22 protein-coding genes and 1 pseudogene are annotated in these 26,925 nt (G+C 70.8%); 16 read left to right on the top strand and 7 right to left on the bottom strand.

What is annotated here, in order from left to right; translation table 11 throughout:
• Positions 1-57 precede the first annotated feature (57 nt).
• From EES42_RS17465 to mug, 6 genes are all read left to right on the top strand, one after another.
• Entirely contained in the window at positions 58-483 is a 426-nt protein-coding gene (locus EES42_RS17465) for a GNAT family N-acetyltransferase (protein WP_124719119.1), read from the top strand.
• Between the two features lie 173 nt (positions 484-656).
• Entirely contained in the window at positions 657-1,994 is a 1,338-nt protein-coding gene (locus tag EES42_RS17460) for a hemolysin family protein (RefSeq protein ID WP_124719118.1), read from the top strand.
• The gene (locus EES42_RS17455) at positions 1,991-3,010 is read left to right on the top strand and encodes a hemolysin family protein (RefSeq protein WP_124719117.1); all 1,020 of its coding nucleotides are present in this window, start codon (positions 1,991-1,993) and stop codon (positions 3,008-3,010) included. Before EES42_RS17460 ends, EES42_RS17455 begins: the two co-directional genes overlap by 4 nt.
• Positions 3,011-3,136: 126 nt before the next feature.
• A complete protein-coding gene (locus EES42_RS17450) occupies positions 3,137-3,985 on the top strand; it encodes an SGNH/GDSL hydrolase family protein (RefSeq protein WP_124719116.1) in 849 nt (282 codons plus the stop codon).
• 327 nt (positions 3,986-4,312) lie between these two features.
• The gene (purB, locus tag EES42_RS17445) at positions 4,313-5,755 is read left to right on the top strand and encodes an adenylosuccinate lyase (RefSeq protein WP_124719115.1); all 1,443 of its coding nucleotides are present in this window, start codon (positions 4,313-4,315) and stop codon (positions 5,753-5,755) included.
• Between the two features lie 19 nt (positions 5,756-5,774).
• Positions 5,775-6,365: a G/U mismatch-specific DNA glycosylase gene (gene mug, locus EES42_RS17440; protein ID WP_124719114.1), complete on the top strand. Its 591-nt coding sequence runs from the start codon at positions 5,775-5,777 to the stop codon at positions 6,363-6,365.
• Between the two features lie 198 nt (positions 6,366-6,563).
• On the opposite strand, the gene EES42_RS17435 is transcribed toward mug, so the two are convergent.
• The 3 genes from EES42_RS17435 to EES42_RS17425 all read right to left on the bottom strand — a co-directional run bounded on the left by EES42_RS17435 (position 6,564) and on the right by EES42_RS17425 (position 8,794).
• Entirely contained in the window at positions 6,564-7,001 is a 438-nt protein-coding gene (locus tag EES42_RS17435) for a hypothetical protein (protein ID WP_124719113.1), read from the bottom strand.
• Positions 7,002-7,115: 114 nt separating this feature from the next.
• Complete coding sequence (locus EES42_RS17430) at positions 7,116-7,853, bottom strand: ABC transporter permease (protein WP_206433488.1); 738 nt, start codon at positions 7,851-7,853, stop codon at positions 7,116-7,118.
• 2 nt (positions 7,854-7,855) lie between these two features.
• Positions 7,856-8,794, bottom strand: coding sequence for an ATP-binding cassette domain-containing protein (locus EES42_RS17425; protein WP_124719111.1), 939 nt, complete (start codon positions 8,792-8,794; stop codon positions 7,856-7,858).
• Between the two features lie 108 nt (positions 8,795-8,902).
• Here EES42_RS17425 and EES42_RS17420 point away from each other — a divergent pair, with 108 nt between their 5' ends.
• From EES42_RS17420 to EES42_RS17410, 3 genes are all read left to right on the top strand, one after another.
• The gene (locus EES42_RS17420) at positions 8,903-10,096 is read left to right on the top strand and encodes a sensor histidine kinase (protein WP_124719110.1); all 1,194 of its coding nucleotides are present in this window, start codon (positions 8,903-8,905) and stop codon (positions 10,094-10,096) included.
• 156 nt (positions 10,097-10,252) lie between these two features.
• Positions 10,253-10,903 (top strand): response regulator, encoded by a 651-nt coding sequence (locus EES42_RS17415; protein WP_124719109.1) that lies wholly within the window; start codon positions 10,253-10,255, stop codon positions 10,901-10,903.
• A gap of 98 nt (positions 10,904-11,001) precedes the next feature.
• Positions 11,002-12,159: an ROK family protein gene (locus tag EES42_RS17410; protein ID WP_124719108.1), complete on the top strand. Its 1,158-nt coding sequence runs from the start codon at positions 11,002-11,004 to the stop codon at positions 12,157-12,159.
• 101 nt (positions 12,160-12,260) lie between these two features.
• Here EES42_RS17410 and EES42_RS17405 read toward each other — a convergent pair whose 3' ends face one another.
• Both EES42_RS17405 and sigJ read right to left on the bottom strand, forming a co-directional pair.
• On the bottom strand, positions 12,261-13,028 hold the full coding sequence (locus tag EES42_RS17405) for a GntR family transcriptional regulator (RefSeq protein ID WP_124719107.1): 768 nt from the start codon (positions 13,026-13,028) through the stop codon (positions 12,261-12,263).
• A gap of 251 nt (positions 13,029-13,279) precedes the next feature.
• Positions 13,280-14,194, bottom strand: a complete 915-nt coding sequence (gene sigJ / locus EES42_RS17400) for an RNA polymerase sigma factor SigJ (RefSeq protein ID WP_124719106.1) — start codon at positions 14,192-14,194, stop codon at positions 13,280-13,282.
• A gap of 154 nt (positions 14,195-14,348) precedes the next feature.
• On the opposite strand from sigJ, the gene EES42_RS17395 reads away from it, so the two are divergent.
• Positions 14,349-15,179, top strand: a complete 831-nt coding sequence (locus tag EES42_RS17395) for an alpha/beta fold hydrolase (protein WP_124719105.1) — start codon at positions 14,349-14,351, stop codon at positions 15,177-15,179.
• A gap of 75 nt (positions 15,180-15,254) precedes the next feature.
• Here EES42_RS17395 and EES42_RS17390 read toward each other — a convergent pair.
• A pseudogene (locus EES42_RS17390) lies at positions 15,255-16,103 on the bottom strand (DMT family transporter); the annotation flags it as partial.
• Positions 16,104-16,150: 47 nt separating this feature from the next.
• Here EES42_RS17390 and EES42_RS17385 point away from each other — a divergent pair.
• From EES42_RS17385 to EES42_RS17365, 5 genes are all read left to right on the top strand, one after another.
• Positions 16,151-17,638, top strand: coding sequence for a MocR-like pyridoxine biosynthesis transcription factor PdxR (locus EES42_RS17385; protein WP_124719104.1), 1,488 nt, complete (start codon positions 16,151-16,153; stop codon positions 17,636-17,638).
• A 92-nt stretch (positions 17,639-17,730) separates the two neighbouring features.
• On the top strand, positions 17,731-19,311 hold the full coding sequence (locus tag EES42_RS17380) for an alkaline phosphatase D family protein (protein WP_124719103.1): 1,581 nt from the start codon (positions 17,731-17,733) through the stop codon (positions 19,309-19,311).
• A gap of 73 nt (positions 19,312-19,384) precedes the next feature.
• On the top strand, positions 19,385-20,758 hold the full coding sequence (locus tag EES42_RS17375; protein ID WP_124719102.1) for an SWIM zinc finger family protein: 1,374 nt from the start codon (positions 19,385-19,387) through the stop codon (positions 20,756-20,758).
• Complete coding sequence (locus EES42_RS17370; protein WP_124719101.1) at positions 20,755-23,412, top strand: DUF6493 family protein; 2,658 nt, start codon at positions 20,755-20,757, stop codon at positions 23,410-23,412. The genes EES42_RS17375 and EES42_RS17370 overlap by 4 nt, the downstream gene beginning before the upstream one ends.
• Positions 23,413-23,652: 240 nt before the next feature.
• Positions 23,653-25,083 carry a GNAT family N-acetyltransferase gene (locus EES42_RS17365; RefSeq protein ID WP_124719415.1) on the top strand — a complete coding sequence of 477 codons (1,431 nt, stop codon included), beginning with the start codon at positions 23,653-23,655 and terminating at the stop codon, positions 25,081-25,083.
• On the opposite strand, the gene EES42_RS17360 is transcribed toward EES42_RS17365, so the two are convergent.
• On the bottom strand, positions 25,051-26,346 hold the full coding sequence (locus EES42_RS17360) for a trans-sulfuration enzyme family protein (protein ID WP_124719100.1): 1,296 nt from the start codon (positions 26,344-26,346) through the stop codon (positions 25,051-25,053). The two genes, EES42_RS17365 and EES42_RS17360, sit on opposite strands and share 33 nt — an antisense overlap.
• A gap of 59 nt (positions 26,347-26,405) precedes the next feature.
• On the opposite strand from EES42_RS17360, the gene EES42_RS17355 reads away from it, so the two are divergent.
• Positions 26,406-26,903: an Lrp/AsnC family transcriptional regulator gene (locus EES42_RS17355; RefSeq protein ID WP_124719099.1), complete on the top strand. Its 498-nt coding sequence runs from the start codon at positions 26,406-26,408 to the stop codon at positions 26,901-26,903.
• Positions 26,904-26,925: the final 22 nt, after the last annotated feature.

Below are 26,925 nucleotides of genomic sequence, written 5' to 3'. Positions count from 1 at the left end.
GGGGTCCGATGCCGAAATCACTGGCCGGGCGGGCAAACGCTCTGCTTGGCTCGGCCCATGAGTGATCTCCACATACGCCCCGCCGGCCTCACAGACATCGACACCGTGCTGCGGTTCTGGCGCGAGGCCGCAGAGGGAACGAGCATCAGCGACGACCACGACGGTGTGGCCCAGCTCATTTCGAGAGATCCCGAAGCCCTGCTGCTGGCGGACCGGGACGGCCGTCCCGTGGGAACCGTCATCGCCGGTTTCGACGGCTGGCGGTGCTCCGTCTACCGGCTGGCCGTGCACCCCGACTTCCGCCGACAGGGGATCGCCACCGCCCTCATGGAAGCGGCGGAACAGCGATTCCTCTCCCTGGGCGGGCGACGGGCCGATGCCATGGTCCTGGAAGCCAACGAACGGGCGCATCACACCTGGGCCGCGGGTGGATACCACCGCGAGGACCACTGGCGGCGCTGGGTGAAGCCGCTCTCGGACTGAGAAGATCACCGACAGATCGGTCGACTTTGCCGATCCTTTACTATGGTTCTCCTCCTGTCCGATCCTTCCGAAAGGTGTGAGCGTCCGCCCATGGGCGAGCCTCCCAGTAGTCGACATCGTCGGCACCGAGCGATCCTTCTGTCCCTGCCCGATCATGGGACGGAGGTGAACCGATGACCGAAGTGCTTCTGCTGCTCGTGGCAGTACTGCTCTCGCTGGCCTGCGGCGCCTTCGTCGCGGCCGAGTTCTCTCTGACGACGGTCGAGCGCGGACAGCTCGAACGCGCCGTCGAGCAGGGCGAGCGGGGCGCGGCGAGCGCCATGAAGGCCGTACGCAGCCTCACCTTCCAGCTCTCCGGCGCTCAGCTCGGCATCACCGTCACCAACCTGGTGGTCGGCATGCTCTCCGAACCGTCCATCGCGAAACTGATCCGCGGTCCCGTGGAAGCGGTGGGCCTCTCCCCGGGCGTGGCGTCCTCCGTGGCCCTTGTCCTCGGCACGGCGCTGTCCACCGTGTTCCTGATGATCGTCGGTGAACTGGTCCCGAAGAACTGGGCGATCTCCTCCCCGCTCGCCGTGGCGAAGACCGTGGCCACCCCGCAGCGGGCGTTCACCGCCGTCTTCCGGCCCTTCATCAGTCACCTCAACAACACCGCCAACCGGATCGTGCGCCGCTTCGGCCTGGAACCCGCCGAGGAACTGGCCTCCGCGCGCAGCCCGCAGGAGCTGGCGGCGTTGGCCCGGCACAGCGCGAAGCAGGGTGCGCTGGAGGCCGACACGGCGGAGCTGTTCGTCCGCACGCTGAACCTGGCCGAACTGACGGCGGAGAACGTGATGACCCCCCGGGTCCAGGTCACCGCGCTGGAGGCGCAGGCGACCGCCGAGGACGTCGCGAACGCCACCCGGGCGACGGGCCTGTCCCGTTTCCCCGTCTACCTCGGCAGCCTGGACACCGTCGTCGGTGTGGCGCACATCAAGGACGTGCTGGCCATCCCCGCCGAGCAGCGCTCCCGCACCCGCGTGTCGGAGATGCTGCGCGAACCCCTGCTCGTTCCCGAGACGCTCACGGTGGACCGGCTCCTGGACCGGTTGTCCGGCAAGCTCGCCATGGCCGTCGTCATCGACGAGTACGGCGGCACAGCCGGAGTCGTGACGCTGGAAGACATCGTCGAGGAGGTGGTCGGTGAGGTGCGCGACGAGCACGACCCGCACGAGACCGCGGACCTCGCACCGGCCGGCGAGGACGCCGACGGGCGGACCCTTTGGTCGGCCGACGGCGCCGCCCGCATCGACCAGCTGAAGACGATCGGACTGCGGGTGCCGGACGGACCGTACGAGACACTCGCCGGGCTCATCGCCACCGAGGTCGGCCGCATCCCCGCCGTGGGTGACGCGGTCGAGCTGGCGGGCTGGCGGATCGATGTGGTCGACGCGTCCGGCCGCCGCGCCGCGCGGGCCCTGCTGCACGCGCCGCTGCCGGGCGACGACGAGCGGACGGAGGACGCACGATGATCGCCGTCCAGCTCTTCATCGGCCTGATGACCCTGGTCGTCAACGCCTTCTTCGTCGGGGCCGAGTTCGCGCTGATCTCGGTGCGTCGCAGCCAGATCGAGCCCGAGGCCGAGGCCGGCAACCGGCGGGCACGGAGCGTCATCTGGGGCCTCGAACACGTATCGGCGCTGCTCGCGGCGGCGCAGCTCGGCATCACCCTGTGCACTCTGGTGCTCGGCATCGTCGCCGAGCCGGCCTTCGCGCATCTGCTGGAGCCGGTCTTCGACGCGGTGGGCGTGCCGCACGGACTGATCCATCCGATCTCGTTCGTGATCGCGCTGTCCGTGGCGACGTATCTGCACATGCTGCTCGGCGAAATGGTGCCGAAGAACATCGCCCTGGCCGAGCCCGTGCGCGCCGCGCTGCTGCTCGGGCCGCCGCTGGTGACCCTCGCCAGGGCGCTGCGCCCGGTGATCTTCGCGATCAACGCCTTCGCCAACGCGCTGCTCAAGATCCTTCGGGTCGAGACGAAGGACGAGGTGTCCGCCACGTTCTCCGACGACGAACTGGCCCGGCTGGTGACGGACGCGGGCGACGCCGGACTGGTCGACGACCGCTCGGCCGAGCGACTGCACCACGCCCTGGAACTGGGCCGTCGCCCGGTGCGTGATGTGGTGATGCCGGTGGACCGGGTCGTGTACGCCAAGGTCGGGACCACGCCGGAGCAGTTGGAGCGGCTCTCGTACGAGACGGGCTTCTCGCGCTTCCCGGTGATGGACAGCGAGGAACGGATCCTGGGCTACCTCCATGTGAAGGACGCCCTCGATGCCACCCCGCGCGATGTGCCCTTCCCGGTGACGGCGATGCGCCCGATCGCCCGAGTCCGGGCGAGTACACCGCTCGACGATGTCCTGACCGCACTGCGGCGCAGCCGTACGCATCTGGCGGCGGTTCTCGACGAGGACGACCGGCTGGCCGGAATGGTCACCATGGAGGACGTGCTCCGTGAGCTGGTGGGGCGCCCGAAAACGCGCTGACCCGCACGGGGGCCGCGGTACGGATTTCCGGCCGCGGCCCCTGCCATGACCGGGCCGTGGTCCTGCCTGTGTGCGGGTGGCGGGCTCCGGAAGGGGCCGGACCGGCCGCGATACGATCGCATCGCCATGGAAACAATTGCTTCCTACAACAGTCTTGTCGCGGTCGGCGACTCGTTCACCGAGGGCATGTCGGACCTGCTGCCCGACGGTTCGTACCGCGGCTGGGCCGATGTCCTCGCCGGCCGGCTCGCCACCCACGCCCCGGGTTTCCGCTACGCGAATCTCGCTGTACGGGGCAAGCTGATCGGCCAGATCGTCGACGAGCAGGTCGATGTGGCCGCCGCCATGCGTGCGGACGTCGTCACACTCGTCGGCGGACTCAATGACACGCTGCGGCCCAAGTGCGACATGGGCATGGTCCGCGCACGGCTCGAAGAGGCCGTGGAGCGTCTCGCGCCCTCGTGCGGAACGCTTGTGCTCATGCGCAGCCCGGGACGTATCGGTCCGGTGATGGAGCGCTTCCGTCCGCGGATGGAGGAGCTGTTCGCCCTGATCGACGACCTGGCCGCCCGGCACGGAGCCCTGGTCGTCGATCTGTACGGGACACCCGTGCTGGGCGATCCCCAATTGTGGGACGTCGACCGGCTGCATCTGACGGCCGACGGGCACTCGCGGGTCGCCGAGGCGGTCTGGCAGACGCTGGGGCTGCCGCCGGAGAACGACTGGCGCACACCGCTGCCGGCCGCCGTCCCGCCCAGGTGGGCCAGGCGGCGCGTCGACGACCTCCGCTTCGCCCGCGAGCACCTGATGCCCTGGATCGGGCGCCGTCTGACCGGCCGCTCCTCCGGGGACGGCCGGACGGGTGCCCAGTACAGCGCCGAACTGGGAAGGGCGTTCTGGGTCACCCCGCACGACGTCCGTGACCCAGGTCCCGTGGCGACCTGGCGCAGGGTCGACTCGGCGCCGCTCTCGTAACGGCCCGGAGCCGCCCCGCGGCGCATGGCCTCAACCCGACATCTCATGGCCTCATGACGGACTGTAGTCGGCATGATCATTGCGTAGCGTCATCAGCATGACCTCAGCAACAACCCTTTCAACACGGCGTGATCGAAGAGCCCCGCGGCCGGCGCCGGTGTCCGGGCGTCGTGGATCATGACGCCCTCGGCCCCGGCGTGGCCGGTGCACCGAGCCGGGCCGCCGAGGTGACCCGGGCCGTCGGCCGGAAGGGCGCCTCTGACCTGGAACTCATGGCCTTGGTGGCCGCTCACGAACCGCTCAAAACGACAGGTAAACTCTGGACACGTGACTGCTGTGTCTGCAAAGCCTCGTATCCCCAATGTCCTGGCTGGCCGCTACGCCTCCACGGAGCTGGCCGTCCTCTGGTCCCCCGAGCAGAAGGTGAAGCTGGAACGCCAGCTGTGGCTGGCGGTGCTGCGCGCTCAGAAGGACCTCGGGATCGAGGTACCGGACGCCGCGCTCGCCGATTACGAACGTGTCGTCGACCAGGTGGACCTGGCCTCGATCGCCGAGCGCGAGAAGGTCACCCGGCACGACGTCAAGGCCCGGATCGAGGAGTTCAACGCCCTCGCCGGCCACGAGCAGGTCCACAAGGGCATGACGTCCCGGGACCTCACCGAGAACGTCGAGCAGCTGCAGATCCGGCTCTCCCTGGAGCTGATGCGCGACCGTACGGTGGCGGTCCTGGCCAGGCTCGGCAAGCTGGCGGGCGAGTACCGCGAGCTGGTCATGGCCGGTCGCTCCCACAACGTCGCAGCGCAGGCGACCACGCTCGGCAAGCGGTTCGCGACCGCGGCCGACGAGCTCCTGGTGGCGTACGGACGGCTTGAGGACCTGCTCGGCCGCTACCCGCTGCGGGGCATCAAGGGCCCCGTCGGCACGGCGCAGGACATGCTCGACCTGCTGGACGGCGACGCCGGGAAGCTCGCCGACCTCGAACAGCGCATCGCCGCGCACCTCGGCTTCGCCCAGGCCTTCACCTCGGTCGGCCAGGTCTACCCGCGCTCGCTCGACTACGACGTGGTGACCGCGCTGGTCCAGCTCGCCGCGGCTCCGTCCTCGGTCGCCAAGACGATCCGCCTGATGGCCGGGCACGAGCTGGTGACCGAAGGATTCAAGCCGGGTCAGGTCGGCTCGTCCGCGATGCCGCACAAGATGAACACCCGGTCCTGCGAGCGCGTCAACGGCCTGATGGTGATCCTGCGCGGCTACGCGTCGATGACCGGCGAACTGGCGGGCGACCAGTGGAACGAGGGCGACGTGTCCTGCTCCGTGGTCCGCCGGGTGGCGCTCCCGGACGCCTTCTTCGCGTTCGACGGTCTGCTGGAGACCTTCCTGACGGTCCTCGACGAATTCGGGGCGTTCCCGGCCGTCGTCGCCCGTGAGCTGGATCGCTACCTCCCGTTCCTCGCTACGACCAAGGTTCTGATGGGCGCGGTGCGCGCGGGTGTCGGCCGTGAGGTCGCCCACGAGGCGATCAAGGAGAACGCCGTTGCCTCGGCCCTGGCCATGCGCGAGCAGGGCGCCGAGCGCAATGAGCTGCTCGACAAGCTGGCCGCCGATGACCGCATCCCGCTGGACCGCGCGCAGCTCGACGCGCTGATGGCCGACAAGCTCTCCTTCACCGGTGCCGCGAGCGACCAGGTCACGGCACTGATCTCCCGCATCGAGGAGATCGCCAAGCAGCACCCCGAGGCCGCCGCGTACACACCGGGCTCCATCCTCTGACGGCCACGACCTCAGCCGGATGACGCCCGAAGAGCTCCAGGCCGCCTGCGACCGCACCGTTCCCGATGTGGTCGCAGGCGGTCTGCGTGTGCTGTTCTGCGGAATCAACCCGAGCCTGATGACCGGGGCGACGGGCCACCACTTCGCCCACCCCGGCAACCGGTTCTGGCCGGTACTCCACCGGTCGGGCTTCACACCCCGGCAGTTGAAGCCGGCCGAACAGACCGAACTGCTGCGATACGGCCTCGGCATCACCAATGTGGTCGCCAGGGCCACCGCCCGGGCGGACGAGCTGTCCACCGAGGAGTTCCGCGAGGGCGGACAGATCCTGGCCGCCAAGGTCGAACTGCTACGACCGCAGTGGCTGGCGGTCGTGGGGGTCACGGCGTACCGCACGGCCTTCGGCAGGCGCACCGCCCGGATCGGCCCGCAGGACCACACGATCGGCGATGCCCGCGTCTGGGCCCTGCCCAACCCCAGCGGCCTCAACGCCCACTGGACCGCCCAGACAATGGCCGAGGAGTACGGTCGCCTCCTGGCCTGCGTCGACCACAACACCGGCACCCCCGGCGTGCCTGCTGTCCCCGCTGTCCCCACGGAAGACCGCTGACGCCCCCTGCGCCGCCCCGAGCGCTCCGCGCTCATCGCCTCGCAGGCCCACTTGCGGCCATGAACCAGGCCCGGATCCGATGGGCACAACCCGACCACCACCACACACGGACCTTGGCCCATCCGCCTGCCCGACTGCCCGACTGCCCGACTGCCCGACTGCCCGACTGCCCGACTGCCCGACAACAGCCTGTTCATGTCACGGCGGGTCGATCTCCGTCACCACGACGTTCAGCTCGCACCCCGGTCCCTCCTCCTCCAGGTACAGCCCGATGCCGATCCATCGGCCCTCGACCCTCCAGAGCTGGAGGAACTCGCAGCCCGCGACCGTATCGGCCCATGCCTCCGGTATCTCCTCACCGACGATCATCCGCTCCTGCGCGCTCCACAGGCTGATCGACTGCGGCTCCCCCCAGCGACCGGCGAGCAGCGTCAGCAGGGCGTCATGCTCTGCGAGGCACTGGGCCCGGTGTTCCAGTCGCCGCGCCTCATCGTCGTCCCAATGATCGACTTCCGCGTGCAGTGACGCCGTGTGGTAGCCGGGCCCGCTGGCACCCGAGCCTGACCGGGTGCGTTCCGTGGGAAAGGCCGAGGTGCGCATCGCATCGATGAGGCGGAGGTGATGTGCGGTGGTCATGCCGCCAGTAAACCGCGCAGCACTGACAAGCCGCTCCTCGCCATGACCTTTGAGGCACTTTCAGCCACCCTCACCCGTACTGAATTCGTGGCGGTTGGGCAGTCGAACAGCCGGCTACGCGTCCCTTCGCCGGATCGCCCACCAGCCTGCCAGGAGTGCGGCCGCCGCCCAGGCCGCCGTCACCGCGAGCCCGCCCCAAGGTCCGAGACTTCCCTCGGGATTCTGGTGGAGCACCAACTGTCCTGCCCGGTCCGGCAGATACTGCGCGGCACCGCCTGCGACGTCGCCGACCACGAAGGAGACTATGAGGACGAACGGGATGAGGAGGCTGAGCACGGCGACGGCGCTGCGCAGCACCACAGTCAATCCGGCCGCGAACAGGGCCATCAGCGCCAGATAGATCCCTCCCCCGAAGGCCGCCCGCAGAGCGCCCGGCTCCCCCAGGCCGATCGCGTACTTGCCCATGAACAGTTGTCCCACGAGGAAGGCTCCGAAACTGGCGACGAGACCGACAGCCAGTGCCAGGGCCCCGACGAGGGCGATCTTGGCGGCGTAGAAGAGGTTGCGGTGCGGAACGGCGGCGAGCGATATGCGCAGGGCTCCGTTGAGAAACTCGGAGGAGAGCGCGGTCGCACCGAAGCTGATGGCGGCGATCTGGCCGAAGTTCAGTGCGTAGAAGGCGTCGAAGACCGGCTCGGCATCGACATTGTCCGCCTCGGCCTGGCCGACGGTGGAGAAGGCGAGCACGGTGATGGCCAGGGTCACGAGGAGGACGGCTATCAGTGATCCCAGTACGGACCGGACCGATCTGATCTTGATCCACTCGGAGTGCAGCACTGCTGTGGTCGGCATGGTCAGGGCTCCTGACGGTTGGCGGACGAGGCCGAGGCCGATGCGAATTCCGCGGCGTCGGCGGTGAGGTCGAGGTAGGCCTGCTCCAACGTGGCCTGCTCGTCGATGAGTTCGAGGATCGGAATGCCTTCGGTCGCGGCTATCGCACCGATCTTCCCGGCCTTCGCGCCGTCGATGGTCCAGGAGCCGTCGTCACCCTGCGCAGGCTCATATCCCTTGCGGATCAGGACGTCACGCAGCCGCGTGGACTCGGTCGTACGCACTCGCGCACGGGGCCTGCTGCGGGAATCCAGGAATTCCTGCATCGGCAGGTCGGCGAGGAGCCGTCCCCGGCCGAGAATCACAAGGTGATCGGCGAACGACGAGGTCTCGTTCATCAGATGGCTGGAGACCAGGACCGTTCGGCCCTCACGGGCAAGCCGCTTCATCAGCTCCCGGATCCAGATGATGCCTTCGGGATCGAGGCCGTTCGACGGCTCGTCCAGCATCACGACCTCCGGGTCACCCAGCAGTGCGGCCGCTATGCCCAGTCGCTGTCGCATGCCGAGGGAGAAGGTCTTGATCCGGGCTCCGCCGACCGCGCCGAGTCCGGCCTCCTCCAGAACCTCATCGACCCTGCGCGCACCGAGGCCGTTGCTGACCGCCAGGGCCAACAGGTGGTTCCGCGCGGTGCGAGAGCCGTGGGCGGCCTGGGCGTCCAGCAGGGCGCCCACCCGACGCAGCGGATCGTCGAGGGTGGCGTAGAGCTGCCCGCCGATCGTGGCCGTGCCACCGCTGGGCCGGTCCAGGCCGAGGACGAGTCTCATGGTGGTGGACTTGCCTGCGCCGTTGGGGCCGAGAAAGCCGGTGACGCGCCCCGGTCGCACACTGAACGTGAGGTTGTCCACGGCACGGGTCGTACCGAATTCCTTGGTGAGTTCCTGGACGTCGATGCTGGTCATGTCCTCAGCCTGGCGGCCGCTCCCGGGTCGTCGCCTCCCCCGCTGGTGGGGATCGTCTCCCTCTCACGGGGGAGCCGCCGCGCACGTGCGGGCTGACACGATGGCCTCATGTTCCGCCTCCTGCGCCCGCTCGCCGCGTCTGTCACCTACACCCGGTGGCTGCATCTCCTCATCCCGGGTGCGGGCTACAGCGTGTGGCTGTTCATCTCGCCGGATTCCCCATGGGTGCCCGTGCTCTTCGCCGTTCCGGTCGGATTGTTGCCCGGTATGCGGCTGGCCGAGGGGGTGCAGGCGCAACTTCTGCTCGCTCCGGAGCAGAGAGGCAGAGCCGATGCCAGTATCTCCGCGGCCACTGCGGCCACTTGGGCCGACCGCTGGAGAACCGTGCTGTGGCTGGAGACTCGGATATTGCTCGCCGTTCCCGTGTGGCTCGCGACGGTGTGGCTGTCGGCCACCTCGGCGGACCTCGTTCTCACCGCCGCCGGCAACGGGCCGAGCGATGAATGGCTGGTCCGCGGAGTGGAGCCGCACTGGTGGTATGCCTTGCTCACGCCCCTGCCGCTCGTGGCGCTGCTCGCCCTTGTCGTGTTGAGCGGCCGGCTGATCACCAAGGCCGCCGAGCGGCTTCTCGGCCCCTCTCCGGTGCAGCGGCTCACCGCTCTGGAGGAGCGCACAGAGCAGTTGTTGGAGCGCAACCGCATCGCACGTGAGCTGCATGACTCAATCGGGCATGCGCTGACGGTCGCGGTCGTGCAGGCCGGCGCTGCCCGGGCGGCGCGGGACCCGGATTTCACCGAACGGGCTCTGGCCGCGATCGAGGAGACTGGCCGGGATGCGCTCGACGACCTGGAGCGGGTGCTGCGGGTGCTGCGCGAATCAGGGACGCCGGTGGGGCAGCGGCCGACTTTGGTGGAGGCGGACCGGCTCCTGGACTCCGCGCGCGGTTCGGGCGCGGAGATCGACGCGGACGTGTCCGGTCCGCTGGAGCAGGTTCCGGGAGCGGTCTCCCGCGAGGGGTATCGCATCCTCCAGGAGTCCCTCACCAATGTGCTGCGTCATTCGGGTACGGTCCCCGTCCGTGTACGGATCGCCGTCACCGGCGGCCGGCTGGAGTTGGAGGTGACCAATCCGCTCAATGACCCGGCAGCTGATCCGGCAGCCGTTCCGGGGAGCGGAAGCGGGCTGCGGGGCATCCGGGAGCGGGCGGCGCTGCTGGGCGGAAGGGCCGAGACCGGTCCGCACGAGGGGGAATGGCGCGTTCGCGCGAGGCTCCCGCTGGACGGCATCAGGGCTGCCCCCTAGTCCTTGGTCAATCAGCACGGCACCGGATGCCACACGTCGCGAGGCGGTGGAGATCGGCGCACCGGATGCGAGCAGCTGTTGCGACAACAGAGGGAGGTGGCGCAGCTGTCGTCGTACGCACACCGGAGGTCACGGGACAGCCCTTAGGGTGGCCCAATGCCGGTTAGCGTACTTCTGGTCGACGACGAACCCCTCGTCCGCGCGGGGCTGCGCGCGGTCCTTGAGGCTCAGCCCGATATCGAGGTGGTGGGCGAGGCGGGCGACGGCGCCGCCGTGATCCCGCTGCTGCACCAGCTGCGGCCGGACGTGGTGGCCATGGATGTCAGGATGCCGTTGATGGACGGTATCGAGGCCACGCGGGTGGTGCTGCGCACGGTGCCGAATCCGCCGAAGATCCTCGTGGTGACCACATTCGAGAACGACGAGTACGTCTACGAGGCGCTGCGTGCCGGTGCGGACGGCTTCCTCATCAAACGTGCCCGGCCCTCCGAGATCGTGAATGCGGTGCGTCTGGTGGCCGAGGGTGAGTCGCTGCTCTTCCCGGCGGCGGTCCGGCAGCTCGCCGCCGAGTACGGGACGAGCAAGGCGCGTGCGGCCATGGACCGGGCAGCGCTCACCGAGCGGGAATCCGCGGTCCTGAGGCTGATGGCCCGTGGCCTGTCCAACGCCGAGATCGCCGCCAAACTCGTGGTCGGCGTCGAGACGGTGAAGACCCATGTCAGTGCGGTGCTGGCCAAGTTGGGTGCCAGGGACCGCACTCAGGCGGTGATCGCGGCGTACGAATCCGGGTTCGTCGCCCCGGGCTGAAGTCCCCGCCCGGAGAAACCACCGCGGCCCACGGTCGCCCCGCACCGGGGCAACGAGTACCATCCGCCTGACATGCGCTAGAGCTGGGAGGACACACCGTGGGCCGGCTGACCGGTGGGGATCCGTCACTGTTGCGACGCATCAATTCCGCGGTGGTGCTGCACGCTCTGCGTGGCGCCGACTCCCCGACGCTGACGGACCTGACCCGGATCACCGGGCTGTCCCGGCCGACGGTCGAGGGTGTCATGGAGGGGCTCTTCGAGGCCGGACTGGTCGTCGAGTCGGTGCCCGACGGGGGCGAGACCCGACGTCAGGGGCGGCCGGCCCGCCGGTTCCGGTTCCGTGCCGAGGCCGGGCACCTGCTCGGCATCGAGATCGGCCCGCACCGCGTCTCCGCACTCCTGTCGGGGCTGGACGGCCGGATCATCGGCGCGGGCGCCCGTGAGGTGTCGGAGACCGCCTGTGCCGACGACCGGCTCGACAAGGTCAGGGCCGTGGTGGCGGACCTCCTGCGGCGGACAGGCGTGGCCAGGAGCAGTCTGCGCGCGGTGGGGGTGGGCAGTCCCGGCATCGTGGAGGCCGACGGCACGGTCCGGCTGGGAACCGCCCTGCCCGGCTGGACGGGTCTCGCGCTGGGCGAGCGGCTGAGGCGGTCCTTCCGCTGCCCCGTCCTGGTGGAGAACGACGCCAATGCCGCGGCGGTGGCGGAGCACTGGAAGGGTGCGGCCACCGAGTCCGACGACATCGTGTTCGTGCTGGCGGGGCTGAGCCCGGGTGCCGGTTCACTGATCGGCGGGCGGCTGCACCGTGGATACGGTGGTGCGGCGGGCGAGATCGGCGCGCTGCACCTGCTCGGGCGAGAAGTGACCCCGGAGCGGCTGCTGTCCACGACGGACACTCCGCTGGATCCGCTGGACGAGGTCGCGGTCGCCGATGTGTTCGCGGAGGCCCGGCGCGGCGATGTCCGGGCACAGGCGGCGGTCGAGCGGTTCATTCAGCGCCTGGTGCACGATGTGGCGGCGCTGGTGCTGGCGCTGGACCCCGAGCTGGTGGTGGTGGGCGGCTGGGCCACCGGGCTGGACGACGTGCTCGATCCGCTCCACGGCGAGCTGGCCCGCTACTGCCTCCGGCCGCCGCGGGTCACGCTGTCGCTGCTGGGTGAGGCGGCGGTGGCCACCGGTGCGCTGCGGCTGGCTCTCGACCACGTCGAGGAGCAGCTCTTCGCGGTGGACGGAACGGTGACGGCCCGCCGCTGAGTGCGACGGGCCGTGCGTACCGACGGATGGTTCGTACCGACGGATGGTTCGTACCGGCGTGTACCGGTGGAACCGGCGCCCACCGGTGGAACCGGCCTCGGTCAGGAGGCCTGGCGCTCCTGGTCGTGGTGGCTGATCTCCAGGTCGCCCGAGTCGCCGAAGGTGAGCCGGCAGGTGTCGGCCCGGTACGTGGCGACGGAGAGCGCGGCGGTGCCGCCCGCCGCGAGGTAGCGGGTGGTGACGACGAGCACGGGAGCGCCGGGCAGCCGGTCGAGCTCCTTGGCGTCGTCCACGCGGGCCGAGCCGAGCTCCACCGACCGGTCCTGGCCGTCGAGGCCGAGGCGGTGCAGTTCGCGCAGGACACAGCGGGCCCGGGCAGGACCGGACGGGGCGTCGATCGCGGAGAGTTCGGGCACGGACGAGGACGGGACGTACAGCAGCTCCGCCGCGACGGCCTGCCCGTTCGTCACCCGGATCCGGCGCACGATGTGCACCGGCTCGTCGGCTTCCACGTCGAGTACGGCTGCCACTGACTGCGGCGCGACCGCCACCGAGCAGTCCACCGGCTGCCAGGCCTCCGCCGGACCGCCACCGGACCAGTCCCGCTGCGCCGTGGAGACGGCGACCCCGACGCGCGGCGGGGCGACGGTGGTCCCGACGCCACGGCGGCGCTGCAGCCTTCCTTCGAGTTCGAGCTGTTCCAGAGCCTGCCGGAGCGTGGCTCGGGCGACTCCGAACCGGGCGGCGAGCTCGCGCTCGTTGGGCAGGATCTCCCCCACCGCAAAGTCCGAGTCGAGTGCCTCACTGAGCACGGTCTTGAGGTGCCAGTACTTCGGCTCCTGCACCGATTCCAGCTGCGTGGTCCCCACCCTGTCCTCCGCAATCACCCAGCGGCTATTCCGCGACGTTATTTATTAAAGGTTCCTGTCTTAACGTTGAGACCATAGGACGGTACACACCCTTGGTCAAGACCAATCCTCGGTCGGTGACACAGCGAAACGGGTCTCTGCCGCAGAGCGTTCACAGGACGTTCGTGGTGCCGTGAGGCGGGCGCAGCAAAGAGCCCCACGGCCGGGCAGGACATGGGGCTTCGAACCGGGGACGGCGCGGCGACCGGCGGTCAGGCGCTCGCCGCTCCTCCGGACTTCTCCGGGAGGTCGGTGAAGCGAGTGAGTTTGTCGGGGTTCCGCACGATATATACGCACCGGATGAGCCCGTCCTCGATGTCGAGCTGAACGACCGAGTCGACCTTCCCGCCCAGGAACAGCAGCAGGCCCGGCCCCCCGTTGAGTTCCAGCAACCGGAAGTCGAGGTCCTCGACCTGTTCGTGGGCGACGGCGAAGAGGAAGCGCCCGACCTTGTCGGCGCTCTCGATGATCCGCAGCGGCGCCCTGGACTTTCCGCCGCTGTCCCCGACGAGCCGCGCGTCGGGCGCGAGCAGGGCCAGCAGTTCCTCGATGTCGCCGCCCGCCGCCGCGGCGAGGAACCGTTCGGTGAGGTCACGGCGGTGCGCCGGGTCGACGTCGTACCGCGGCTTGCGCTCCTCCACATGGCGCCGCGCACGTCCTGCCAGCTGGCGCACCGCGGCCTCGGTGCGGTCCAGGGCGGTGGCGATCTCCGCGTACGGGAAACCGAAGGCCTCGCGCAGCACGAAGACGGCTCGCTCCAGCGGCGAAAGGGACTCCAGGACCACCAGCACGGCGACCGACACCGAGTCGGCCAGCACCGCCTGCTCCGCGGTGTCGGGAACGGAGGGTCCGAAGTCGGTGACGACCGGCTCCGGCAGCCACGGCCCGACGTACGACTCGCGCCGTGACTGCACCTGGCGCAGCCGGTCGATGGCGAGGCGGGTGATGATCCTCACGAGAAAGGCGCGCGGCTCCCGCACGTCCTCGCGGGGTGCGGAGGACCAGCGCAGCCAGGCCTCCTGCACCACGTCCTCGGCATCGGCGATCCGGCCCAGCATGCGGTAGGCAACGCCGGTGAGCACGGGGCGGTGGCTCTCGAAGACATCGGTCGCGGTGTCGGCTGTCACTCCTCCATCCCAGCCGACCCGCCCCACCCTGTCCAGCGCGAATCGCCCGCCCCTCTTGAAGTGCCGACTACTGAACGGTAATTGTTATTGACGAGACGTCTAAATCGCCTTCAGGCATGGCCCCTTCATGCCGGATCAACCCGGGAGCACCAGCATGGCCACCACGGTCTCGTTCAGCGTCGACTCACCGCAAGGGCCTCGGACGGTGTCTGTGGCGTATGAACGGACCGGCGCCGGCGAGCCGCTGCTCCTGCTCCACGGCATCGGCCACCACCGTCAGGCCTGGGACCCGGTGTTGTCCGTGCTCGCCGTGGAACGGGATGTGACAGCCATCGATCTCCCCGGCTTCGGCGTCTCGCCGGAGCTGCCTGACGGACTGACGTACGACCTGCCGACAATGGTCAAGGTGCTCGGCGCCTTCTGCGAGGAGATCGGTCTGGGCCGGCCGCACGTGGCGGGCAATTCACTGGGCGGACTCCTGGCGTTGTCGCTCGGACGGGAGAAGCTCGTACGGTCGGTGACGGCGCTATCGCCCGCCGGTTTCTGGACCGAGGGCGAGCGTCGCTATGCGTTCGGGACGCTGCGGGCCATGCGGCGGGCCGCGTTGTCGATGCCGGTGCCGCTGATCGAGCGGCTCTCGCACAGCGCCGCCGGGCGCACGGCACTGACCAGCACCATCTACGCCCGGCCCGGCCGCCGTTCACCCGGTGCCGTCGTCGCGGAGACCCTCGCACTACGCGAGGCGACCGGATTCCACCGGACGCTCGCCTCCGGGGGAAGCGTCGCGTTCACCGACGACGTCCCGGGGCTGCCGGTGACCGTCGCCTGGGGCAGCCGGGACCGGATACTGCTGCGCCGGCAGGGAGTCAGGGCCAAGCACACCATCCCCGACGCCCGGCTGGTCCGGCTTCCCGGCTGCGGTCATGTGCCGATGAACGACGATCCGGCGCGGGTGGCTCGCGTCATTCTCGACACCAGCCGCTGACGGCGCACCGGGCACCGGATCCGTACGCCCGGTCGCCGCGCTCCGGGACAGCACACCCGATCCGAGGGCGACCCCCAGCCCGACCAGAAGGCTGCCGCCGACCTGTGCGACGCCGTACGAACCGGCGTCGACGAGCGGTGCGGTGAGGGCTGCGGAGACCGGGATCAGGCCGGAGAAGAGTGTGGCGCGCTCGGCGCCGATGCGCTGCATGCCCATGTACCAGCAGACGAAACCGATGACGGTGACCACGGCCGCCTGCCACAGCAGTGCGATCGCCTCCGCCCCGGTGGGCGTCCGCAGGACCTCACTGCCGTCCAGGACGAGGCCGAGGCAGGCCGACTCGGCGGCGGCGAGGCCGCAGACCGTGGCGGACAGCAGCTTCGGTCCGAGCGGCCGCAGGACCGGCACGGCGATGACGGCGAAGCCGACCTCGCCCGCCAGCGCGCCGACCGAGCAGAGGATGCCCGCCAGGTCCGTGCGGCCCCAGCCCTGGACGACGAAGGCCCCGGCGGCGACGAGCGCGGCCGCGCACAGCACCGTGCGCGTGGGCCGGCGGCGGTCCATGAGCGGTGCGAGTACCGCGACGAAGATCGGTGCGCAGCCGACGAACACCCCTGGAACGGCGGGTTCCGCGGAACGTTCCGCGCCGAGCACGGCAAGGTTGAAGCCGACCATCCCGATGGCTGCCAGCAGCGCGAGCCGTCCCCACTGACGCCGGGTCACGGTGCGCAGCACGGCGGCCGGCCGGGACCGCTCGTCGCGGGCCAGGAGAAGTACGAGCAGGAGTGCCGCGAGGCCGTAGCGCAGCGCCTGGCCGCCCGCGTACGGATAGTCGCCCAGAACACTGTTGGCGGTGAAGGACGCACCCACGAGGATGCAGGCGAAGGCGGTCAGGAGCGCCCCGCGCAGAGAGCTGATGTTCATGGCATCGACGCTAGGCAGCCGGGCGGTCCGGTTTAAGGTCCACTTTCATGATGTCTTCGGGGACCAATTCGCGGCCGGACCGCTCTCAAGGGGAGGAGTTCGGCGCCGCCGCCTGGGAGTTGCTGCTTCCGGCCGCCTCGGCGCCGCCCCGGCGGCGTGGCCGTGCCCTTCAGTCGGCCCTGCGCGAAGCCGTACGCTCCGGTCGTCTCGTTCCGGGCACGCGGCTGCCGTCCAGCCGTGCACTGGCCGCCGATCTGCGGGTGTCGCGTGGGCTGGTCACAGAGGCGTACGAGCAGCTCACGGCCGAGGGCTATCTGCGCAGCGGACGTGGCGCGGGCACCTGGGTGAGCGAGGCGGTCCGGGCTCCGGTGCCGGGGGCGCGTGATCTCGCTCCGCGGGCCGAGGACGTGTGCGTGGACTTCCGGCCCGGCACGCCCGATCTGTCGCTCTTCCCGCGCAGTGCCTGGGCCGCGGCCCATCGCTCGGTGCTCGGCCGGCTGCCGCACGGCGCGCTCGGCTACCCCGATCCGCGCGGGCTGCCCGTCCTGCGGGAGGCCCTGGCCGCGCTGCTTTCCAGACGCCGTGGCGTGGTCGCCGATCCGGAGCGCCTGGTGGTGTGCTCCGGCGTGGCTCAGGCGACGACTCTGCTGGGGTTCGTGCTGCACGGGCGGGGGATGCGGTCCGTCGGCGTCGAGGATCCCGGGAGCCCCGAACACTCCGCGCTGTTCGCCTCCGCGGGCATCACCACCATCGGCCTGCCGCTCGACGACGAGGGGCTGGCGACCGAGCCCCTCGTACGCTCGGGCGTGCGCGCCGTCGTCACCACGCCGGCGCACCAGTTCCCCACCGGGATCGCCTACTCGGCCGCCCGCCGCGGCCGGCTCCTGGAGTGGGCGCGCGCCACGGACGGGTTGATCGTGGAGGACGACTACGACGGCGATTTCCGCTACGACCGCGCACCCGTCGGCGCGCTTCAGGGGCTCGATCCGGAGCACGTCGCGTACACCGGCTCGGTGAGCAAGTCGCTGGCCCCCGGGCTCCGGCTGGGCTGGCTTCTCGCGCCGGCGGACATGACCGACGAGATCGTCGCCCGCAAGCGCACGATGGATCTGGGCAATCCGGCCGTCGACCAGGCGGTCCTCGCCGACTTCATCACCCGCGGCGGCTACGACCGGCAATTGCGCCGCTGTCAGCGCGCCTATCGCGAGCGCCGTGACACGCTCACATCGATGCTGGCGGAGCACTTCCCCGGAACCGAGGTGAGCGGGATCGCGGCGGGTCTCCACATCATCGCCGCGTTGCCCGAGCGGTACGGCCCGGAGGCGGTGTTCATGGCGCGCGCGGCCGGTGCGGGTGTCGCTCTGCGGCCGCTCGGTGCCTGCGGCACCCTGCCCGGCGACGACGGGGCGGTGCGTCTGGTGCTCGGTTACGCGCATCTGGCTCCGCCCGACATCGAACGGGGCGTACGCCTGCTGGCGGCGGCGCACCGGGGCGCGAACGGACGGGCCGGCGGCGGTGGCCGGGTGTTCATCTGAGGTTGGTGTGCCCGCCGCCGACGGGAACGAGGGTGGGGACGCCAGACCGGTCACCCGTTCGTTCCGCTGACCACTGCCCCGGAGGCGCCTCGATGTCGTACCGTCCGCGATTCCCGTCCCCCGACCGCCGCAGCGTGCTGCGCGGTTCGCTCGCCGCGTCGGCCGCGCTCGCGCTCCCCGCGGTGGGTGCCGCGGCCCCCGCCTTCGCGCTGTCCGGGCGGCCGCGCGCGGCATGGGGTGTGCAGGTGGGTGATGTCACCTCGTCGTCCGCGCTGGTCTGGGTGCGGTCGGACCGGCCTGCCCGGATGATCGTGGAGACTTCGGCGACGGAGTCGTTCCGGCGGGCCCGCACCTGGCACGGTCCGCTCGTCGGATCCGGCACCGACTTCACGGGCACGACACCGCTGTACGGGATGCCGCCGGGCGAGCAGGTGCACTACCGGGTGACGCTCGCCGATCCCCACGACCCCCGCCGCACCGGCGAGCCGGTGCACGGAACCTTCCGGACGGCGCCCGCCCGGCGCCGCGACGGGGTGCGCTTCCTATGGTCGGGCGACATCGCGGGGCAGGGCTGGGGGATCAACCCGGACATCGGCGGCTACGCGGTGTACGACGAGATGCGCCGCCTCGATCCGGACTTCTTCCTGTGCAGCGGTGACAACATCTACGCGGACGGGGTGATCGAGCCCAGCGTGACGCTGCCCGACGGGCGGGTCTGGCGCAATGTCACCACCGAGGAGAAGTCGAAGGTTGCCGAGACCCTTGCCGAGTACCGCGGGAACTTCCGCTACAACCTGCTCGATCACAACCTCCGTGAGTTCAACGCCCAGGTCCCCTCGATCGTTCAGTGGGACGACCACGAGGTGCGCAACAACTGGTATCCCGGGCAGATCCTCGACGACACCAGGTACACCGAGAAGAACGTGGATGTGCTGGCGGCCCGTTCGACGCGGGCGTTTTGCGAGTACTTCCCGGTGTCCACGCTGCATGCCTCCTCCGGGGAGGGCCGGATGCACCGCGTGGTGCGGCACGGCCCGCTGCTCGATGTGTTCGTCCTCGACATGCGGTCCTTCCGCAACGCCAACTCCCCCGGCCGTCAGCCCGACGACACGACGGGCATCCTCGGTGCCGAGCAGCTGCGTTGGCTCAAGCACGAGCTGTCCCGGTCCCGCGCGGTGTGGAAGGTGATCGCCGCGGACATGCCGCTGGGACTGGTGGTCACCGACGGTGCGACGGACTTCGAGGCGGTCGCGCAGGGCGATCCCGGGGCTCCGCTCGGCCGTGAACTGCAGATCGCGGAACTGCTGCGGTACATCAAGCACCACCGCATCACCGGCACGCTCTGGCTGACGGCCGACGTGCACTACACGTCGGCGCAGCACTACGAACCGGAGCGTGCGGCGTTCAAGGACTTCGCGCCGTTCTGGGAGTTCGTGTCGGGGCCGCTGGCCGCCGGTCAGTTCCAGGCGAACGAGCTCGACGCGACGTTCGGTCCCGACCGGGTCTTCGTGCGGGCGCCGGACCGGGCGAACGTGTCGCCGATGGAGTCGCCGCAGTACTTCGGGGAGGTCGACATCGACGGCGACAGCGGCGAGTTGACCGTGCGACTGCGGGCGCAGGGCGGCTCCGTACTGTTCAGCAAGGTGCTGCAGCCGGGGCGCGTCGGGCAGTGAACCGACGCCCGGCGACGGGCCCCCGGGTGATGGCCGGGGGCCGATTGTCAGTGGTGGGATCTACGGTTTTTCCATGACCCGATCCGTTCAGGCATTGGCCTACGCACGCCCGTCAGCCCTGGAGTCCTCGCAGACGGGGCAGCTCCTCGGGCTGCAGACCTCCGGTGGCCTCACGCCGCGGGGCGCCGAGCCCCATCCCCGGTTCTTCTCCGGCTTTCTCACGTCGCCGGGGATCGCTGCCCGGGGCCTGCTGGCCGTGGCGGACGTGGCGTCCACGCGCTACTACCAACGCACCCTGACTTCGTCGCTCGATCCGGTCGTGACGGGCAATGGCGACCGGCTGCGCTTCGAGTCGTTCTCCGGCTGCTGCGGGGTGTACGCACGCCTCGACGTGCTGCAGGACGGTCTGGACGGTGCGCGGACGGGTCACGGCACGACGAATGTGGATGTCAACAATCCACTGCGGGAGGCGCTTTCGCGGATTGCGGGGGACGATCCGCTGCATCTGCGGGTGGGCCCGGACGAGATGGCCGTCACCACTCTGGACGGCCCGGTCGTGGAGAAGAAGGTGCCGCTGCCCGACCGGTGGCTGCGCGGCTTCGCCGAGGCCCAGGTGGTGTCGGCCGGTTTCGATCTGCGGGCCGAGCTGCCGGCCGCCGAGGCCGTCCGGTTCCTCCGCTCGCTGCCGCGTTCGTCGGGAAACGCCTCGCGTGGTGCCCGGTGGGTGGTTCCTGCCGGGAAGACGCTGCGGCCGACTACCCGGCCGGTGGCCGGGGCGGTGTGTCTGCCGGGACCGGAGCGGCTGGTGGCGTTGCAGCGGGTGCTGCGTCATGCCACGTCGTTGCGTGTGTACGGGCCGGTCGCCGAGGGGGCGGCGACCGCGAGCGCCTGGGAAGTCGTGCTGCCGGGCATGCGTCTCACGCTGACGCTCTCGCCCGATGCCTCGCGCGGTTTCTCGGGCGAGGGCGGCGTGCTCGACGCGCTGGCCACCGATGACACCGCGGCCGACGCCGAGCTGGTGTCCGTGCTGCTGGCCTGGGATCCCCGGATCGACACCGCCGACCTGGCCGAGCAGTCGGGTCTCACGGTGGAGCGGGTACGGGCCGCGCTCACCCGGCTGGGGACGGCGGGCCGGGTCGGCTACGACCTCGCCGACGCGGCCTACTTCCACCGCGAGCTGCCGTACGACGCCGACCGGGCCGAGCGGCACAATCCGCGCCTGGTGGCGGCCCGGCAGCTGGCCGGCTCGGGTGCGGTGGTGCTCGACGGGGACGTGGCGACCGTGATCTCGGGAGAACGCCGCTATCAGGTGAGGGAGCAGGACGGCATGCTGAGTTGTACCTGCCAGTGGTGGGCGGACTATCGCGGGCGGCGGGGCCCGTGCAAGCACGCGCTGGCCGTCCGTATGGTCCGTCGCGGTGCGCCGGTCGCCGGAGGTGTGCGATGAACGAGCTCCTCACCGCGGTACGGGAATCGCGTGCGCACGACGTGCCGGACCTGTTGGCCGGGATGGACCGGGCGGAACGCAGGGCGGCGCTGGCCGAGCTGAAGGCGATCCGGAAGCAGCTGCGGAACTGGTCCTGGGACAAGCAGGACAAGGTCCGCAAGGCCCTGCTGGTGGCCGGTGCGGGCTGCCACACGGGCGCCGCGGCGTGCGCCGCCTGGATCGGCAGCCGGGATCTGGCCGGCTGGGGCCGCTCACCCTTCCCACTGGTCCTCGCGGTCCTGTCGGACCGTGACCCGGAATGGCTCGGTGATGTCGCGCACCGGCTGGCGGCCCGGCCCGCGACCGCGGAGACCACGTACGAGCTGATCTCCGGGCTGGTGAAGAAGGCTCAGTGCCCCGTGCCCACGACGGAAGGCTTCGTGCGGGGCTGGGCCGAGGCGATCTCGACCGCGCAGTGGCATCGTCACAAGACACGGCCCCTCATCGAGACGCTCCGTACCGACCCGTTCGCGGCCACCTTGCTGCCACGGATCTTCGAGGTGACGGAGCTGCCGTCACAGATGCTCTGGCCCGACGATGCGAGCGATCCGTGCAGGTGGTCCGCCACGCTGGCCGCTCTCCCCGAGGAGGGCCTGCTGGAGCGGCCGGCGCTCGTAGAAGCCTGTGTGACCCGGCTGTTGCGCGGTGGCAAGCTCAACGAACTGCGGTTCTTCCTCGGTCTTCTGCGCAAGCTCGAACTGACCGAGCAGGAGGAGACCGAGCGGGTCGCGGACTGGACCGGGATGGCCGCGGACGGCGTCTCCACCGTGGCCGGTCACGCCCAGGGAGTGCTCGCCCGGCTGGACGGGCGCGGTGAGCTTTCCGTACGGTCCCTGGCGGACATCTCGGCGTCTGTGCTGTTCCGCACCGAGAAGAAGCTGGTCCGGTCCCAGCTCGTGCTGCTCGGCAAGGCACTGCGCCGCGATCCGTCGGCGGTCGACGAGTTGCTGCCCGTCGTCACGGGTGCCTTCGAGCATGAGGACATCGACATCCAGGAGCGGGCGCTCAAGCTCGTGGCCCGGTACCTGCCCGCCGCCGGGGCCCCGGTCCGGGAAGAACTCGCCCTGTCGGCCGCGCTGCTGGGCCCGGCCCACCGCACGATGGTGGCCGAGGTCTTCGGCGGTCCGGCGGTCGGGCGGTCCGGGACGCAGGATTACGAGGAGCTGCTGCCCCCGGTACCGGTGCCGCATCCCCTCGATCCTGCGCCTGCGACGCTGCCCGAGCTGGTCGAGGAGGTGGTGGCCCTGATCAGATCGGCGACGCCGGACGTCACCGCCTTCGAGCGGGCCCTGGACGGGCTGGTGCGCCATGCCCACAGCGACCGGTCGGCCCTGACCGACGCATTGCGTGACGCGCTGGCGGGTGAGTGGTGGGTCGACGGCGAACCGCCCTCGCAGAGCGAGCGGCATCTCCGCTCGGCGACGGACATCAAGGTCGTCGTGGCCACGCTGCTCGGACGGGTGTCGGCACGGGCGGTTAAGGAGGAACGTGAGTCCTGGACCGGCACCGGGACCTGCGTCCACGCCGCGCTGAACGGCATCCTGAAGGCCCGGCTGTGGGAAGCGGCCGACGCGGTGCTGACCGGCGGCACTCCCTTCCTGCTGGCCGTCCCCACCTGGCACACCGGTTCGCTCGACCCGGCCGTGCTGGTCGAGCGGCTGCGCACCTGCCGGCGGCTCGGGTCCCGGCCCGGCGAGGCCGACTTCGCCCAGGCCCTGCTGCGTGTGCGGCGCGGTGACCAGCCCGGGGCCGCCGAGGCGGCGGCGCTGCTCGGCACCCCTGAAGGCGACCGGCTGGCGGCATGGCTGCGGGCCGACGAACCGCTCGCGCGGGTGTACCGCTTCGATCTGGAGAAGAAGGTCCGGCAGGGGCAGACGGTCGTCCGGTCGTCGCGCGCGCTGATGGCCAGCCGGGAACGCCCGTTCATCGAGGAGGAGTTCCCCCGTTCCTTCCACTGGCTCGGCCGACCGCAGGTCCCGGCGCACAGCCACTGTTACCACTGGGACGACCACCCGGACCAGTGGGCCGCCACCCTGCCCGAGGACGCCGAGACACTGGCCGCCTGGCTGTTGCCGCACATCGCGACCGGTGTGGTCGAGGAGATACGCGACACCCTCCGGCCGCTCCTGCTGCTGGCCGAACACGAAGCACCCGCGGGAGAGGCCGTCCGTCTGATGGTGGCGTACGGGCTGGGGGCCCGGCATCCGGAGGACCGGCTGCTGGCGGTGGACGCCCTGCTGATACTGGCCGCCCGGCAGCAGCTCGACGCGGCGCTGCTCGGCGAGCAGTTGGCGACCCTCCTCGGAAGCGGTCTGATCAAGCCCAATCGCCTCGCGGATTCCGCTCGCACCGCCGCCGCCACCGGGGCGTACCGGACGGTGCTGTCCGCGCTGACCGGCGCCCTCCCAGGACTGCTGGCGCAGGAGAAGGCGCCTCGCGGACTGAGCGACCTGCTCTCCGTGGCCGCCGAGTGCGTGGAGCACTGCGGTGCGGTGGGCGGTGGGGAGCCGATACCCGGCCTCGCCGAAGCGGCCGGGCGCGGCGGGTCGTCGCAGTTGGTACGTCAGGCGGTACGTCTGAATGCCGCCTGGGAGCAGGGCTCGGGACGGGCGTGACGGCCCGGGACCGGTGCGGCCGCACCGCAGTCCGTCGAAGCGGCCGCACCGCAGTCCATCTGTGCGGCCGGACCGCAGCCCTCCGATGCGTCCGCCTCGCAGCCCTCGAACAAGGCCGCACCGCAGCCCTTCAATAGGAAGAAAGTGGTTGATAAGGGACTAGATCCACACTTAACCCATCAGTCACAGAGCGTTTGCGGTCAGGCAACAACGCTCGGTCAGAGTGAAGCCATGACCGATGTGACATCCGCGAAGACCGCCCGCCGCCCCCACCACTGGCGGCGGGACATGATCGAGCTGGCCGCACTGTTCACCGCGGTCGCGGTGGCCGACGCCATCGCGAACCTGATCGGGCACCAGCCGGACGGGCCGTACCTGCTGATCGCCTCGGCGGTGGCCCTGGCGGTCACGGCCGCGTTCCACACCTGGTGGGCCCGGCGGCACAGCCACGCCCCGCCTCCGACCGGCTCCGGCGCCGTCGCCGAGGGGGACGGCGTCGCAACGGACCTCGGCATCTACGTCGCCGGGCCCGCGGCGGTGGACACGCCCACCGCCGCGGGTCCGGACGCCTCACCCGAGGACACGGCGCTGTGGCGGATGCGGACCACGGTGCGGGACATCCCCGGCAGCCTGGCGGCGCTGTGCGGAGCCCTCGCCCGGCACCGGGTCGACATCCTCACCCTGCAGACGCACCCGCTGGCCCGGGGCACGGTCGACGAATTCCTGCTGCGCGCGCCCTCCCGGCTCCAGGCACAGCAGCTGAGCCGGGCGATCTCCGCCGCCGGGGGAAGTTCGACCTGGATCGAGCGGGCCGACACGCACGATCTGGTCGACGCCCCGACGCGCGTCCTGAGCCTCGCCACCCGTACCGCGCTGGACGCGGCCGAGCTGCCCCTCGCACTGCGGCAGCTGCTCGGCCGTTGCACCATCCACTCGCTGCCCGCCGTCTCGGTCACGGGCCGGGCGACGGGCGAGACCGCACCCGTCGAAGGAGTGCTGGAGGAGACGGTGATGCGGCTGCGTGATCCGTCCGGAGGTGCCATCACCATCGAACGGCCCTATCTCCCGTTCACGCCCACCGAGTTCGCCCGGGCCCGTGCCCTGGTCGAGCTCGACGCCAGGCTCGGCCCCCGCGTGCCGCGCAGCCGGGACGTGCTCACCCTGCCCGAGGGCAACGAGATCACCGTGCGGCGCGCGGACGGCGGTGACCTCGAAGCAGCACGTGCGATGCACGACCGCTGCTCCGACCGGACGCTGCGGCTGCGCTACCACGGGCCGGTCCACGACGCCGACCGTTACCTGGACCACCTGCTCAGCCCTCGCTTCGGCCGCACGCTCGCCGTGCAGACGGCCTCGGGCCGGCTGGTCGCGCTCGGTCACCTCCTCTGGGACGGCGACGAGACCGAAGTCGCCCTCCTCGTCGAGGACGACTGGCAGCGCCGCGGCATCGGCTCCGAGCTCCTGAGCCGCCTGGTGGCGCTCGCCGTCGAGGCGGGCTGCGAGAGCGTCTATGCCGTGACCCAGTCGTCCAACACCGGCATGGTCGCGGCCATGCGCGCCCTGTCCCTGCCGCTGGACTACCAGATCGAGGAGGGCACCCTGGTCATCACCGCCCGCCTGGACGCGACGCCGGTCCGGTCACTGCCCCCGTACGAGCAGGCCGGCCGCTGACTCCCCGGCCGCGGAAGGCCATTCGGCCGCGGAAGGCCCTCCGGGTCCGGAGGGTTCTCCGGCCCGGGAGGACTCACCGGCCGGGGACGGCTGCCGTCCGGCCTCCTGGGAGCTGAGCGCCTGGCACAGATCGGCCCACAGGTCCTCGACGTCCTCCAGCCCGACCGACATCCGCAACAGCCGGTCCCCGACTCCCGCGGCCTGCCGGTCTCCCTCGTCCACGATGCGGTGGCTGATGGAGGCCGGGTGCTGGATCAGGGTGTCCACGCTGCCGAGGCTCACCGCGGGCGTGATGAGCCGTACGGCCGAGATCACCCGGTGCGGATCCCCGTACACCTCGAACGAGACCATCGCCCCGCCCAGCTTCGGGTAGTGGACCCGGGCGATGCGCGGGTCGGCGGTCAGCCTGCGGGACAGTTCGGCTGCGCTCGCGGACGCCGCCCGTACCCGTACCGGAAGCGTCGCCAGGCCGCGCAGCAGCAGATACCCGGCCATCGGGTGCAGCACCCCGCCGGTGGCGAAGCGCACCTGCCGCAGCCGGCCCGCGAACTCCTCGTCGCAGGCGACGACCCCGCCCATCACATCGCCGTGCCCGCCCAGGTACTTGGTGGCGCTGTGCAGCACGATCCGGGCACCGTGCTCGACGGGCCGTTGCAGTACCGGAGTGGCGAAGGTGTTGTCGACCAGCAGCGGCACCGAACCGCAGGAGTGCGCGATCGCCCGGATGTCGACCTCGGCGAGCGTCGGGTTGGCGGGGGTCTCCACCATCACCAGACCGGTGTCCGGACGGATCGCGTCGGCGATGCCCGCCGGATCGGTCCAGGTCACCTCCGTACCCAGCAGCCCGGCACCGAGCAGATGATCGCTGCAACCGTAGAGCGGCCGGACGGCGACCACGTGGCGCAGCCCCATGCTCGCCCGGACCAGCAGAACGGCGGTGAGCGCCGCCATGCCGCTGGCGAACGACACGGCGCTCGCGGTGCCTTCGAGCCGGGCGAGTGCGGTCTCGAAGCGGGCGGTCGTCGGGTTGTCCAGCCGGGCGTAGACCGGCGGCCCTTCGAGCCGCGCACCGGTCGAGGCGAAGGCGTCGATCCGCTCCGCCTCGCCCCGGGAGTCGTACGAGGGATAGGTGGTCGACAGGTCGATCGGCGGAGTGTGCAGTCCGAGGGCCGCGAGATCGTCGCGGCCGGCGTGCACGGCATCGGTGGCCAGCGCCCTGGACCGGGTTGTGGTCGGGGGCGCCATCGAGGATTCGGTGTCCATGCCACCACTCTGAACAACCACCGGGATTCGGCGGCGATCTCCCGTGCTACGTTCGGCGAATGGCCGATTCTGTCGCTCTTGACCCGGTGGACCTGCACATTCTGCGACTGCTGCAGAACGATGCCCGGACCACCTACCGCGAGCTGGCCGCCGAGGTCGGCGTCGCACCGTCGACCTGCCTGGACCGGGTGACCAGGCTGCGCCGCTCCGGTGTGATTCTCGGCCACCAGCTGCGGCTCGACCCGGCGAGGCTCGGCAGGGGCCTGGAGGCGCTGCTCTCCGTGCAGGTCCGGCCGCACCGCAGGGAGCTCATCGGCCCGTTCGTCGAACGCATCAGGACATTGCCGGAGTCCCGTGCGCTCTTCCATCTGACCGGCCCGGACGACTATCTGGTCCATGTCGCGGTCACGGGCACGGCCGATCTGCAACGCCTGGTGCTGGACGAATTCACCTCGCGCCGCGAAGTGGCCCGGGTCGAGACCAGGCTGATATTCCAGCAGTGGGAGTGCGGGCCGCTGCTGCCGCCCTCCGCAGAATCGGCGGAGTCCGGCCCCTGAGACCGAATGATGGTGACGCGGA

This window comes from Streptomyces sp. ADI95-17 (assembly GCF_003846175.1).
In the GTDB taxonomy this organism is placed as follows: Bacteria; Actinomycetota; Actinomycetes; order Streptomycetales; family Streptomycetaceae; genus Streptomyces; species Streptomyces sanglieri.
The sequence above is the reverse complement of the archived record's forward strand: the minus strand, read 5'-3'. Positions and strand labels throughout refer to the sequence as shown.

What these genes read in the sequence shown, in the direction of transcription:
- EES42_RS17465 (WP_124719119.1), top strand. Translation starts at nt 58, where the DNA reads ATGAGTGATCTCCACATACGCCCCGCCGGCCTCACAGACATCGACACC.
- EES42_RS17460 (WP_124719118.1), top strand. Translation starts at nt 657, where the DNA reads ATGACCGAAGTGCTTCTGCTGCTCGTGGCAGTACTGCTCTCGCTGGCC.
- EES42_RS17455 (WP_124719117.1), top strand. Translation starts at nt 1,991, where the DNA reads ATGATCGCCGTCCAGCTCTTCATCGGCCTGATGACCCTGGTCGTCAAC.
- EES42_RS17450 (WP_124719116.1), top strand. Translation starts at nt 3,137, where the DNA reads ATGGAAACAATTGCTTCCTACAACAGTCTTGTCGCGGTCGGCGACTCG.
- mug (WP_124719114.1), top strand. Translation starts at nt 5,775, where the DNA reads ATGACGCCCGAAGAGCTCCAGGCCGCCTGCGACCGCACCGTTCCCGAT.
- EES42_RS17435 (WP_124719113.1), bottom strand. Translation starts at nt 7,001, where the DNA reads ATGACCACCGCACATCACCTCCGCCTCATCGATGCGATGCGCACCTCG.
- EES42_RS17430 (WP_206433488.1), bottom strand. Translation starts at nt 7,853, where the DNA reads ATGCCGACCACAGCAGTGCTGCACTCCGAGTGGATCAAGATCAGATCG.
- EES42_RS17425 (WP_124719111.1), bottom strand. Translation starts at nt 8,794, where the DNA reads ATGACCAGCATCGACGTCCAGGAACTCACCAAGGAATTCGGTACGACC.
- EES42_RS17420 (WP_124719110.1), top strand. Translation starts at nt 8,903, where the DNA reads ATGTTCCGCCTCCTGCGCCCGCTCGCCGCGTCTGTCACCTACACCCGG.
- EES42_RS17415 (WP_124719109.1), top strand. Translation starts at nt 10,253, where the DNA reads ATGCCGGTTAGCGTACTTCTGGTCGACGACGAACCCCTCGTCCGCGCG.
- EES42_RS17395 (WP_124719105.1), top strand. Translation starts at nt 14,349, where the DNA reads ATGGCCACCACGGTCTCGTTCAGCGTCGACTCACCGCAAGGGCCTCGG.
- EES42_RS17385 (WP_124719104.1), top strand. Translation starts at nt 16,151, where the DNA reads ATGATGTCTTCGGGGACCAATTCGCGGCCGGACCGCTCTCAAGGGGAG.
- EES42_RS17380 (WP_124719103.1), top strand. Translation starts at nt 17,731, where the DNA reads ATGTCGTACCGTCCGCGATTCCCGTCCCCCGACCGCCGCAGCGTGCTG.
- EES42_RS17375 (WP_124719102.1), top strand. Translation starts at nt 19,385, where the DNA reads ATGACCCGATCCGTTCAGGCATTGGCCTACGCACGCCCGTCAGCCCTG.
- EES42_RS17370 (WP_124719101.1), top strand. Translation starts at nt 20,755, where the DNA reads ATGAACGAGCTCCTCACCGCGGTACGGGAATCGCGTGCGCACGACGTG.
- EES42_RS17360 (WP_124719100.1), bottom strand. Translation starts at nt 26,346, where the DNA reads ATGGACACCGAATCCTCGATGGCGCCCCCGACCACAACCCGGTCCAGG.
- EES42_RS17355 (WP_124719099.1), top strand. Translation starts at nt 26,406, where the DNA reads ATGGCCGATTCTGTCGCTCTTGACCCGGTGGACCTGCACATTCTGCGA.